This is a genomic window from Streptomyces sp. NPDC102514, assembly GCF_055584525.1.
Window position 1 is genome coordinate 1 of record NZ_JBVJLW010000005.1, and the last position, 12,039, is coordinate 12,039.

Here is a 12,039-nt window from a genome sequence, read left to right on the forward strand (position 1 = left end):
AAGGTCCGTTGCTGTATGCCTTGTCGGCAGCGACGCTGTCCGGCTTCTTGCGGGGCCTGCCCGGACCGAACCTCGGGACGCGGATCTTCTCCAGCGCCGGTTTGAACTGCGTGCAGTCCGCCCGCTGACCGGGTGTGACGATCAAGGAAAGTGGGCGGCAACGGCCGTCCGCGCTCAGGTGGATTTTTGTAGTGAAGCCGCCGCGCGAGCGGCCAAGGCCCTCACCTCCCGCACCGCCTCCACCAGGCGGGCGTGCAGGCTTGCCACGGCGTTTCGTCCTGGTGTTCTGGGACTTCCGCCCCCTGGGAGGCGAGGGCCGGCGGTGGGTCGACGCAGGCGCCTGCCGTGTGCTGATGCGCCCGCACGATGGTGGAGTCGACCGATACGTCCCAGTCGATCTCACCCGCCGCATCCGCCGCGGCCTGGACCTGCTGGAGCAGACGCTCCCATGTCCCGTCGGCCGACCACAGCCGGTGCCGTTCGTAGACCGTCTTCCACGGCCCAAACCGTTCCGGAAGGTCACGCCACTGCACCCCGGTCCGAACCCTATGCAGAATCCCGTCGATCACCTGCCGGTGATCCCGCCACCTGCCACAACGCCCGTTACTAACCGGCAGGAACGGCCGCAGCCGCTCCCACTCGGCATCACTCAGATCACCCCGCCCCATGTCCACAGCAACGACCCGGACATGAAGCGGTCACATGATCGGCCGGACGAGTCCTAGTCCTACCCGCCGAGCTGCCGGTGTCGGGCCGTCAACCCCGACACCCCCTCCTCCGTCAGCGCCCCGAACAGCCGCAGGCGTGAGATTCCGCCGTCCGGATAGATGTCCACGCGCGCGTGCGTGCCCACGGCCGCCGTGGGGAGGACGAAGCGGTGGTTCGTGTCGGGCTGGAGGCGGGTTCGGGGCAGGGCTTCCTGCCAGTCTCCGTCCGCGCCGTCGCGGACGGAGACCGACGCCCAGCCCGCCGAGTTGCCCTTCAGATAGGCCGTGTCGATCTCGATCGCGCGGATCTCGGACCGTGCGACGAGCTGGTAGCGGATCCAGTCGTGGCCCCGGTCGCGCCGCCGCCGCGTCTCCCAGCCGTCGTCCATCTTGTGGGAACGGCCGGGCTGGATGGTGTTGGTGGGCGACGAGTAGAAGCGGTTGGAGGCGTCCTCCACGTGGCCGCCGTTCTCCAGGGCGACCACGTCGAAGCTGCCGAGGACGGACAGCCACTGCGGGTCGGGGACGACCTCGCCGTGGACGCGGAGGCGCGCGATGCCGCCGTCCGGGTGCTGGTTGACGCGGAGGTGGGTGACGAGTTGTCCGGCGTCGACGGCGAACCCGTTGGCCGCGTGGCCGCCGACCTCCGTACGGGGTACGAGAGTTGTCCACTTGACGTCGTCCGCGAGGAGGTCCTCGGGGGACGGCGAGCCGGGTACCGAGGTCCCTTCGACGGACACCGCCTGCGGGTAGTTGCCGCGGAAGTGGGCGGTGTCGACGACGATCCCGTGCACGACTCCGGGGGCGCCGAGGCGTACGAGCGCCCAGTCGTGGTCGTCGTCCGTGGGCCATGGATGATCGGCGGAGGTACCGCGTCGGCGGCGGGTCTCCCAGCCGTCCATGACCTTGCCCTTGTGCCCGAAGCGCTCGGGGTCGAACTCGGCCGGCTCGGGCAGCAGCAGGTTCTCGCGGTGGGCGAAGAACTCGTCGTTGGCGGCGACGACCGCGGCGCCGAGCTGCCGGTCCGCGAGGTTGGCGTAGCGGGTGAAGGGGAAGTCGGCGGTGCGGTGGTCCGCGTACGGGTCACCGCCTCCGTAGGGGTTCGCGTCGCCGGTGAAACGAGCCGGAGAGGGCTGCTGCTCGGTCACGTGATCAGGTCTTCCTTTCGGGGTCGGCCGCCGCGGGTGCGGGGCGGTTGCCGGACGTCGGCGTGTGACTGCTTGTGGCTCTGACTGCCTGTGGCTGTGACCACCTGTGGCTCTGGCTACCCTCGGCGGGTGAGGAGTTGACCGGCCGGAGCGGTGAACTCGCCCTCGGACAGCACGCGTTCACCGCGCAGCCAGGTGGAGCGGACCACGCCGTACAGGGTCCGGCCCGCGTACGCGGTGACGCGGTTGCGGTGCTGGAGCGCCGCCGGGTCGACGGTGAACGTCTCGTCGGGGGCGAGGACCGCGAAGTCGGCGTCGCGGCCCGCCTCGATGGCGCCCTTGCGGTCGTCGAGGCCGACCAGTTCCGCCGTGCCCGAGGACATCCAGCGGACCACGTCCTCCAGGGTGTGCCCGCGCTTGCGGGCCTCCGTCCAGACGGCCGACAGGCTGAGCTGGAGCCCGGAGATGCCGCCCCACGCGGTCGCGAAGTCGTCGGTCTTCAGGTCGGCCGTGGACGGCGAGTGGTCGGTGACCACGCAGTCGATCGTGCCGTCGGCCAGCGCCTGCCACAGGAGGTCCTGGTTCGCGGCCTCGCGGATGGGCGGGCAGCACTTGAACTCGCTCGCCCCGTCCGGGACTTCCTCGGCGGTGAGTGTCAGATAGTGCGGACAGGTCTCCGCCGTGACCCGTACGCCCTCGCGCTTGGCGGCCGCGATCAGCGGGAGCGCGTCGCTGGACGACAGGTGCAGGACGTGGACGCGGGCGTCGAGGCGACCGGCCTGGGCGATGACGTTCGCGATGGCGGTGTCCTCGGCGTCGCGGGGTCGCGAGGCCAGGAAGTCGGCGTACTTGCGGCCGCTCTTCTGCGGGGCCGCCGCGAGGTGGTGCGGGTCCTCGGCGTGGACGATCAGCAGTCCGCCGAATCCGGCGATCTCCGCGAGGGACTGGGCGAGTTGGTCCTGGTCCAGTTCGGGGAACTCGTCGACCCCGGAGGGCGACAGGAACGCCTTGAAGCCGAAGACGCCCGCGTCGTGCAGCGGCCGCAGATCCTTGACGTTGTCGGGCAGGGCGCCGCCCCAGAACCCGACGTCGATGTGCGCCTTGGCACGGGCGACGTCCTCCTTCGTACGGAGGTGGCCGACCGTCGTGGTGGGCGGCAGGGAGTTGAGGGGCATGTCGACCAGGGTCGTGATGCCGCCGGCCGCCGCGGCGCGCGTGGCGGTCCAGAAGCCCTCCCACTCCGTGCGGCCCGGATCGTTGACGTGCACGTGGGTGTCGACGAGTCCGGGCAGCAGGACGTCGTCACCGAAGTCCTCCAGCCGGGCCCCGGCGGGCACCTCGGCGTCGTGCGCGAGCACGGCCGTGATCCGTCCCGCGGAGACGGCGACCGAGGCCGCGCGCGTCCCTTCCGGAGTGATGACGCGCGTCGAGCGCAGGACCAGTTGGACCAAGCCGTCGTCGGACACCGGGACCCCTTTCCATGCCGGACGTCTCGTGTCGGAGGCCTCGTACCGGAAGCCTCCTGCCGGACGTCCACCGCCGCCGTTAACTTCCGCGTAACGAAATTCAACGTTCTGTTGAAGGAGTCTTCACTCCGCACCCCATGCCGTCAAGAGCCGGCTTCGGCACCGACCCCGCACACGACAGCCACTGGACGTTTCCACAAAGCGGAAATACACTTCCGTAGAGCAGAACTTAATCTCACGCAGCCGTGCAGTCAACCAACTGCCGGGTAGGCTTCCCACCTGCCTGCCCGTCTGAAAGGACCGCGCCCGTGCCGACGTCCAGCGCCAGCGACGCCTCCGCCGAGGTCGCCACCAAGCCGGCTGCCGCCGGCGGTGGCGTCCAGTCCCTAGAGCGCGCCTTCGACCTGCTGGAGCGGATGGCGGACGCGGGTGGCGAGGTCGGACTGAGCGAGCTGTCCGCGAGCAGCGGGCTGCCCCTGCCCACCATCCACCGCCTGATGCGCACGCTCGTGGTCTGCGGTTATGTACGTCAGCAGACCAATCGGCGCTATGCGCTCGGCCCGCGCCTGATCCGGCTCGGCGAGTCCGCGTCCCGGCTGCTCGGCACCTGGGCCCGGCCCTATCTGGCCCGGCTGGTCGAGGAGACCGGCGAGACGGCGAACATGGCGCTGCTCGACGGCGACGAGATCGTGTACGTGGCACAGGTGCCGTCGAAGCACTCGATGCGGATGTTCACCGAGGTGGGCCGCCGGGTGCTGCCGCACTCCACCGGCGTCGGCAAGGCCCTGCTGGCCCACGTCCCGGCCGACGAGGTGCGCGCCCTGCTGTCCCGTACGGGCATGCCCGCCGCCACGGACAAGACGATCACGACACCGGACGGCTTCCTGAGCGCGCTGGAAGAGGTGCGCCGCGCCGGTTACGCGGTGGACGACAACGAGCAGGAGATCGGGGTCCGCTGTCTCGCGGTCTCCGTGCCCAACTCCCCCACGGCCGCGGCGATTTCCATCTCCGGACCGGCCGGCCGTGTCACGGAGACGGCCACCGAGCGGATCGTGCCCGTGCTGCAGCAGGTCGCGGTGGAGCTGTCCGAGGCGCTGGCGAACTCGGGCCCGGCGGCCTGAGCGGCCCCCAACCAGCCTGCCCCGCGCGGGAGTTACCGGCGCGGCGGCTCTCCGAAGAGCTCGACCGCGCTGCGTACCGCGGCGAGTCCGGTGGCCAGCGCGCTGACCGAGCCGATGGAACCGGCGACCAGCAAGAGCGAGCGGCGCAGGCGCGGGATCTCGGGGAGGCCGCTGACGGCCATCGCGGCGAGCGCCGCGAGTTCGTCCTCCGCGATGCCGCGGTCGGGGAACTCGGCCGGGAGTGCGGCGAGTTCGCGGCGCAGCCTGGACACGGCGGCACGCAACTCCGCCACTCTCGGATCTTCGTCGCTGCCGGTCACTGACCTCTGTCCCAAGCTCCGCAACACAGCTCTCCCCCTGGCGCGCCGCCCGCCGCCCGGCGCACGGCCTGACCTCTCCCGCCCGACCGCCCCGAGGCGTCGGTCGGGCGCCGGGGACGCGGGCAAGTAAACGCCACCCGGTGCGGTGGGCGCCACCGCACGGACCGAAATTCAGGCCCCGGACATCCTGATCCCGCCCGCGGGTCAGGTATGCAGGAGGAATGACGGACAACGACGGCCAGGTGGCCGGACTCCTGCTCGCCGCGGGCGGCGGCCGGCGCCTCGGCGGACGGCCCAAGGCGCTCCTCGAACACCGCGGGCGCCCCCTGGTGGAGTACGCGGCCGGGGTGCTGCGCGAGGCCGGCTGCACCCGGATCCATGTGGTTCTCGGAGCGCGGGCGGACGCTGTACGGGAGCGGGCCGACCTCTCCGGGTGCGTGCTGGTGGACAACCCGGAGTGGGAGGAGGGGATGGGGTCCTCGCTGCGGGCCGGGCTGGAGTCCCTGCGGGGTACGGGGGCCCCGGCCGCCCTGGTGTCCCTGGTCGACCAGCCGGGCATCGGACCGCGGGCCACGGCCCGGCTGCTGGCCGCCCTCCGCTCCCCCGCGACGCTCGCCTCGGCCTCGTACGAGGGGAAGCGGGGCCACCCCGTCCTGCTCGGCGCCGACCACTGGGCGGGGATCGCCGCGACTGCGACCGGCGACCAGGGGGCACGCGCCTATCTGAAGGCGCACGCGGACGCGATCACTCTCGTCGAGTGCGCGGACGTGGCACAGCCCTACGACATCGACACGGCGGCGGACCTCGCCCGGTACCTAGAGTGAGCGAGATGGCACTGAGCGCCGCCTTGTCTCGATCCGGAGAGTCTCGACGTCAACAAAACATTGAACTTCCACCATGAGGAAACTAGTATCCACTGATCAGAAGCGCCCGGCCCCTCGACGGGCGTTCACCGCCGTAACCCGGTCGACTGGCACCCGGTGCCACGTTCGCTGAAGGAAGTGACAGCTCATGTCCGCACCAGCGCCGTCCCCGCTGGCCCTCGTCGACGCCGAGCCCCTGCCCCGGCAGGAGGAGGTCCTGACCGACGCGGCCCTCGCCTTCGTCGCCGAGTTGCACCGGCGGTTCACGCCCAGGCGTGACGAGCTCCTGGCCCGCCGCGGCGAGCGCCGCGCCGAGATCGCCCGTACCTCCACGCTCGACTTCCTCCCCGAGACGGCCGCCGTCCGCGCGGACGACTCCTGGCGGGTGGCCCCGTCGCCCGAGGCCCTGAACGACCGCCGGGTGGAGATCACCGGTCCCACCGACCGCAAGATGACCATCAACGCGCTCAACTCGGGTGCCAAGGTGTGGCTCGCGGACTTCGAGGACGCCTCCGCGCCGACCTGGGAGAACGTGATCCTGGGCCAGGTCAACCTGCTCGACGCCTACACCCGCTCCATCGACTTCACGGACGAGCGCACCGGCAAGTCGTACGCGCTGAAGGCACCGGAGGAACTGGCGACCGTCGTGACGCGCCCGCGCGGCTGGCACCTGGACGAGCGTCATCTCGTCGACGCCGACGGCACCCCGGTCCCCGGCGCGCTCGTCGACTTCGGCCTGTACTTCTTCCACAACGCGCAGCGGCTCATCGACCTCGGCAAGGGCCCGTACTTCTACCTCCCGAAGACGGAGTCGTACCTGGAGGCGCGCCTCTGGAACGAGGTGTTCGTCTTCGCGCAGGACCATGTCGGCATCCCGCAGGGCACCGTCCGCGCGACCGTCCTGATCGAGACGATCACGGCGGCGTACGAGATGGAGGAGATCCTCTACGAACTGCGCGACCACGCCTCGGGGTTGAACGCGGGCCGCTGGGACTACCTCTTCTCCATCGTGAAGAACTTCCGTGACGGCGGGCGGAAGTTCGTCCTGCCGGACCGCAACGCGGTGACGATGACGGCCCCGTTCATGCGCGCGTACACCGAACTCCTCGTCCGCACCTGCCACAAGCGCGGGGCGCACGCCATCGGCGGCATGGCGGCGTTCATCCCGTCGCGGCGCGACGAGGAGGTCAACAAGGTCGCCTTCGAGAAGGTCAAGGCCGACAAGGACCGCGAGGCGGGCGACGGTTTCGACGGGTCGTGGGTGGCCCACCCGGACCTCGTGCCGATCGCGATGGCGTCCTTCGACGCCGTGCTCGGCGACCGGCCGAACCAGAAGGACCGGCTGCGCGAGGAGGTCGACGTGAAGGCCGCCGACCTGATCGCCGTCGACTCCCTCGACGCCAGTCCCACGTACGACGGGCTGGTCAACGCCGTTCAGGTCGGCATCCGTTACATCGAGGCGTGGCTGCGCGGGCTCGGTGCCGTCGCCATCTTCAATCTGATGGAGGACGCGGCCACGGCGGAGATCTCGCGCTCGCAGATCTGGCAGTGGATCAACGCGGGCGTGGAGTTCGAGCACGCCGGGGAGTCCGTGAAGGCGACGCCCGAACTGGCCCGTGAGATCGCGGCGCGGGAGCTGGCGGACATCCGCGCCGAGATCGGCGAGGAGGCCTTCGCGGCCGGGCGCTGGCAGCAGGCGCACGACCTGCTGCTCACGGTCGCGCTCGACGAGGACTACGCGGACTTCCTGACGCTGCCCGCGTACGAGCAGCTGACCGGCTGAGCGCCGGCCGGGACAGGTACTACCGCTCCGAGTGGCCCAGGGACTTCTCCGGGGCCACTCGGTCGCGTACCAGGCGCTTCACGGCCGTCGGCTCGGGGAAACCCTGCTCGCGGCGGTCCCAGACCACCTCGTCGTCGACACGTACGACGAAGACGCCGCCGGTGCCGGGCTTGAGCGCCAGCTCGGTCAGCTCCTGCTCGAAGGTGGTGAGCAGTTCCTGGGCGAGCCAGGAGGCGCGGGGCAGCCAGCGGCACTGGGTGCAGTACTCGATCTGCACGCGGTGCGGCTGCCCGGCCGTGGCGGCGGGCGCGACGGCGGGTGTGTTGTCCGTGGTCATCCGAGGTGTACCGACCAATCCTGTTGCGCCGCCGGTTTGCCGTGCAGGTCGGGGACCCGCTTGAGCCAGTCCGGCCGGCCCTGCTGTGTCTTCGCGGCCCGGCGGGCGTCCTCGTCCGCGAGCTGTTCCCGGGTGGGGAAGTCGGTGGGGAGCCAGGCCGCGGAGGCCCTGACCCGGGCGAGGAGATAGCCGACGTACGCCTCGCGGACGTCGTCGGGCGTCGCGAAACCGGGCTCGTCGGCGAGCCAGGCGTCGGGCACCTCGGCCGTGATCGCGCGCAGCAGTTCCTCCGTGACCCGGGGCGCGAGTTCGGCGTCCGCGGCGCGGGTGTCGGGGGTGTGGCCGCCGAGCGCGTGCTGCCGGAAGTCGTACGCCTTCTCCGGAGCCGACTTCTCCGGGGCCGACGCGTCCCAGCGGTGGTGGAAGACCAGCGCGGCCCCGTGGTCGATCAGCCACAGCTTCGGGGGCGCGACGCCGAGCGTGGGCCAGATCATCAGGTTCGAGCTGTGCCTCGTACGGTCCACGTTGACCGTGAGGGCGTCCAGCCAGACGATCCGGCCCGCTTCCAGCGGGTCGACGTGGAACGTCTGCGCGATCTCGGGGGTGAAGTCCACCGCGCCCGACAGATAGTCCATGCCGAGGTTGAGCCCGGCGCTGGCCCGCAGCAGGTCCTGGACCTCCTGGTGCGGTTCGTCCGCGGCGATCGCCGGGTCGAAGTCCACCAGCACCAGCTCGGGGAACCGCAGGCCCAGGGCGCGTGCCAGTTCCCCCACGATCACCTCGGCGACCAGCGCTTTCAGCCCCTGCGCCGAGCCGGTGAACTTCACGACGTACGTCCCCAGGTCGTCGGCCTCGACGACTCCGGGCACGGAGCCGCCCGCCCGCAGCGGGGTCACGTATCGGTCGGCGGTCACTTGGCGCAGCACATCCGCCACTGTAATTCAGTCGCCCGAGATGTCGGTCGGGCGCCCGCGGTGCCGGTCAGGCGTCCGGCGCGCGCAGGGGGTTCGGGACCGGCCGGTAGCGTGCGTCGGCGCCGTCCGCCCCGGTCCAGCGCAGCAGCAGGTTCGTCTTGCTGGGCAGGGTCGGGGAACAGGGGAGGTCCGCCGCCTCGGGCAGCTCCGGGGCGTACCGCGCCAGCTCCCGGCGCGCGGGCTCCCACGGGTCGAGATCCGGATACCGCTCGCGCAGGGCGTCCGCGATCTCCAGCAGGTTGTTCACGATCAGGCAGTACACCAGGCGCTCCCACCCGGCCTCCCGTGTCACGTCCGGCAGCAGCTTCACGCCCTCGGCGTCCCGGAACAGCGCCTGCACGGGGGTGCCGTCCGCGTCCACGGCCACCACCGTGTTCTGCAGATGCGCTTCGAGTACGACCCCGTGCCGGGCGAACAACTCCAGTACGGGCGGGACGACTTGGCGCAGATACGCGGTCCACCAGGCTGCCGGATCGGCGAGGGTGTCCAGAGGGTTTCCGTCGAAGCCGGCCAGGTCGGCCGTGCCCGGTGGGTCGTACGGGCCTCCCCCGCCCTCCGTCAGCGCGGCCGCCAGCAGCGGAGTCGAACCGGGGGTCACATGCCCGTCCAGACCGTCACGCACGAGTACGGCCAGTTCCTCGAAGGCGAAGTCCGCCGTGCGGTAGCCGCGGTCGCTCAGCCAGGCCGCGCCGCCGGGGAGGGTGCGGAAGGCCTCCGTCACGGCGGCGTCCGTACGCCGCAGCGCGAGGAGGTCGTGCCGCCACAGGCGCCGGATGTCGTTCGTGATGCGGACGTCGAGGCTGAACTTCACGAAGAGGTCGGCGCCGGGAACGTACAGGGTGCGGACGGCCGCCGTGGGCCAGGCCGACCACGGCGAAGGCCCGAGGTGTACGAGGCGGCCGTCGGCGAACGCCTCGCGGATCTCCGGGCTGCCGCCGACGAGGTCGAGCTGCCACGGGTGGGCGGGGAGCAGCCGGTAGCCGTCGGGGGCTTCGCCGAGGGCGTGCAGGGCGCTCGTGTCGCCGTCCTGCACGCAGACGTCCTCGCGCAGACCGAGGAGTGTCAGCGGGAAGTCGGCGTACGCCTCGGGGGCGTACGGGAGCCAGCCGGTGACCGGGCCGCCGCCGCGCGCCTTGGGGGCGGGGTGGTGGGGATGCCCGGTGATCAGGGACTGCTCGGAGCGGCGGTACGGGTCCGGCGGCGGGGCCGTGCCCGCCCTGGCCGCCAGGATCGCCGCCACGGCGTCCCGGCTGTCGGTCATCTCGGCGGGCAGCTCGGAGTTGGACAGGCCGGTGTGCAGGCGCAGCTCCTCGGCGGCGAGTTTGACCAGTTCGGCGTGGCCGAGCCGCTGCCAGGTGTCGTCGTCGAACAGCTCCGGGTCGCGGGGCCGGCGCCCGTCGCGCACGCGCAGGAGCCGCTCCCCTGCGGGCAGCCGGTACACACGCCGGGCGCCGGGCGCGTGCTCCGGGCCCGGCTGGGTCTGGTTTTGGGTCTCCGGATCGAACTCGGGCGCGCCGATCTCCCGCAGCAGGCAGTTGAGCAGCGGTGCCGCCGCGATCGCGTCCGCCGCTTCGGCGACGCCGTCGGTGGCCTGCGCGGAGGACGCGGAGGGCCCGGACGGGATGGGGGGCATGGGCTGCATGGGTGGCACGGGGGGCATGTGATCCACGCGATCCGTTCGTTGCATACGGTGCACTTGCGCTGAGTATGTCCGGATGTCCGGCGTCGTACCCGGCCGGACGGCGTCCCCTCACCCTAGGAGCCCCTGTGCATCCTCCCCGCACCCCGGCCGAGACCGAGACCGCTCTCGCCGCCGAGCTGCGCACGGTACGCCCCGACCTGCTCTCCCCGTACGCGGCCGAACTCCCCGGCGCCCGCTCTGCCGTGCTGACCCGGTTGTGGCGCGGGCTCGCCCTTGAGCCGCTGCCGTGGGTCACGCACCACGAGGCCGGGCACGACGGTCCGACGCTGCGGCTGGCCGACGGCCGCCGACTGCACGGGCCGCGCCCGGACGCGTACGCGACGGCCTCGACCGTCACGGAGGTCGAGCTGGACGGGACGGCGTACGACCATCCGGCGGCGCTGATGACGGCGCTCGGACTTCCGCACTGCCGGCCCTTCGCCGCCGAACTCGCCGACAGCGTCGCCTCGTTGGCCTTGTCACGCGCCAACCAGGCGCCTGGGAACGGCCCGTCGGAGGGTCCGCGCACACTCTGGGAGTGGGAGCAGCGGGTCGTCGACGGCCATCCCTTCCATCCCAACTGCCGTTCCCGGCCCGGGTTCTCGGTGGCCGAGCAGCTGGCGTACGCCCCCGAGCACCGGCCGGTGGTGCGGCTGGGCCTGGTCGCCGTACGGGAGGACGACTGCCGGTCGACGGGCGAATGGCCGTACCGGGAGGCGGGGCGGCTGCTGATCCCCGTCCATCCGTGGCAGGCCCGGCATGTCCTCAAGGACGAGAAGCCCGTCGGGGACGGCATGGCCGCGCATCCCCTGATGTCGCTGCGCACCCTGGCCGTGCCGGACGGACCGCACGTCAAGACCGCGCTCAGCGCCCGGCTGACGTCCTCCGTGCGGGACATCTCGGTGTACTCGATCACGTCGGCGGCGACCGTGTCGGCGTTCATGGAGTCGATGGCCGGGCGCCTGGACGGACTGCTGCACATCACCCGGACCCTGGGCGCGGTCACCGCAGGCTCCGCCGACCTGGCGGCCGTCTCACGGGAGTCCCCCGAGTTGTACGCGGCGGCGGGCGAGCAGGTCGTCCCGGTGGCCGCTCTCGCCGCGGGCGTCCTGCCCCGGTCCCCGCGCTGGCTGGCGGAGTTCAGCCGGCTCGCGCTCACCGTGGGACTGCGGCTGCTCGACCTCGGCGTCGCCCTGGAGGCGCACGGCCAGAACCTGCTCGTCGTGCTCTCCCCCGCCGGTGACCCGGTGCGGCTCGTGTACCGCGACCTGGCGGACATCCGGATCAGCCCGGCCCGGCTGGCCCGCCACGGCATCCCGGCCCCCGACCTGACGGGCCGTATCGTCACGGACGACGAATCCGTCCTGCGCAGCAAACTCTTCGGCTCGCTCGTCGCGGGCACGCTGGCGGCGACGGCGGGTTCGGCACCGGCGCTGCGCGAGGCACTGTCCACGGCGGTACGGGACCTGCCGCGCACCCCGGATCTCACAGCGCTGCTCGAACAGCCCCTGCCCGCAAAGGCGTTGACGCTGATGAGGCTGTCGCCGGAGCGGCCCGGCGACCTCTGGGCCCGGCTGCCCAACCCCCTCGAAGACCCGCTCGTTTTGAAGCGCGGTGCCTTTGATCAATAGGATCCGTC

Annotated in this window: 10 protein-coding genes and 1 pseudogene; 4 read left to right on the forward strand and 7 right to left on the reverse strand. The window is 71.8% G+C overall.

Translation table 11 applies throughout. The features are described 5' to 3' along the window. The 3 genes and pseudogenes from ACZ60E_RS14490 to allB all read right to left on the reverse strand — a co-directional run. A pseudogene (locus ACZ60E_RS14490) lies at positions 1 to 668 on the reverse strand (IS5 family transposase); the annotation flags it as partial. Positions 669 to 727: 59 nt separating this feature from the next. After that, positions 728 to 1,855: an allantoicase gene (alc, locus tag ACZ60E_RS14495; protein WP_469440497.1), complete on the reverse strand. Its 1,128-nt coding sequence runs from the start codon at positions 1,853 to 1,855 to the stop codon at positions 728 to 730. A 116-nt stretch (positions 1,856 to 1,971) separates the two neighbouring features. Then, complete coding sequence (gene allB, locus ACZ60E_RS14500) at positions 1,972 to 3,321, reverse strand: allantoinase AllB (protein WP_469440499.1); 1,350 nt, start codon at positions 3,319 to 3,321, stop codon at positions 1,972 to 1,974. Positions 3,322 to 3,629: 308 nt separating this feature from the next. On the opposite strand from allB, the gene ACZ60E_RS14505 reads away from it, so the two are divergent. Then, positions 3,630 to 4,442 (forward strand): IclR family transcriptional regulator, encoded by an 813-nt coding sequence (locus ACZ60E_RS14505; protein WP_107016713.1) that lies wholly within the window; start codon positions 3,630 to 3,632, stop codon positions 4,440 to 4,442. Between the two features lie 32 nt (positions 4,443 to 4,474). Here ACZ60E_RS14505 and ACZ60E_RS14510 read toward each other — a convergent pair whose 3' ends face one another. After that, complete coding sequence (locus ACZ60E_RS14510; protein ID WP_384806901.1) at positions 4,475 to 4,789, reverse strand: DUF5955 family protein; 315 nt, start codon at positions 4,787 to 4,789, stop codon at positions 4,475 to 4,477. Positions 4,790 to 4,983: 194 nt separating this feature from the next. On the opposite strand from ACZ60E_RS14510, the gene ACZ60E_RS14515 reads away from it, so the two are divergent. Continuing rightward, positions 4,984 to 5,586, forward strand: a complete 603-nt coding sequence (locus ACZ60E_RS14515) for a nucleotidyltransferase family protein (RefSeq protein WP_384806898.1) — start codon at positions 4,984 to 4,986, stop codon at positions 5,584 to 5,586. Positions 5,587 to 5,773: 187 nt separating this feature from the next. After that, a complete protein-coding gene (gene aceB, locus ACZ60E_RS14520; protein WP_469440502.1) occupies positions 5,774 to 7,408 on the forward strand; it encodes a malate synthase A in 1,635 nt (544 codons plus the stop codon). 19 nt (positions 7,409 to 7,427) lie between these two features. On the opposite strand, the gene ACZ60E_RS14525 is transcribed toward aceB, so the two are convergent. Genes ACZ60E_RS14525 through ACZ60E_RS14535 form a run of 3 tightly spaced genes read right to left on the reverse strand, consistent with a single transcriptional unit; the run spans position 7,428 to position 10,352 of the window. Then, the gene (locus tag ACZ60E_RS14525) at positions 7,428 to 7,745 is read right to left on the reverse strand and encodes an Rdx family protein (RefSeq protein ID WP_469440505.1); all 318 of its coding nucleotides are present in this window, start codon (positions 7,743 to 7,745) and stop codon (positions 7,428 to 7,430) included. Next, positions 7,742 to 8,671 carry a HipA family kinase gene (locus ACZ60E_RS14530; protein ID WP_469440508.1) on the reverse strand — a complete coding sequence of 310 codons (930 nt, stop codon included), beginning with the start codon at positions 8,669 to 8,671 and terminating at the stop codon, positions 7,742 to 7,744. The genes ACZ60E_RS14525 and ACZ60E_RS14530 overlap by 4 nt, the downstream gene beginning before the upstream one ends. Positions 8,672 to 8,726: 55 nt before the next feature. Next, on the reverse strand, positions 8,727 to 10,352 hold the full coding sequence (locus ACZ60E_RS14535; RefSeq protein WP_469440512.1) for an IucA/IucC family protein: 1,626 nt from the start codon (positions 10,350 to 10,352) through the stop codon (positions 8,727 to 8,729). Positions 10,353 to 10,426: 74 nt separating this feature from the next. Here ACZ60E_RS14535 and ACZ60E_RS14540 point away from each other — a divergent pair, with 74 nt between their 5' ends. Next, positions 10,427 to 12,031, forward strand: coding sequence for an IucA/IucC family protein (locus tag ACZ60E_RS14540; RefSeq protein ID WP_469440513.1), 1,605 nt, complete (start codon positions 10,427 to 10,429; stop codon positions 12,029 to 12,031). Positions 12,032 to 12,039: the final 8 nt, after the last annotated feature.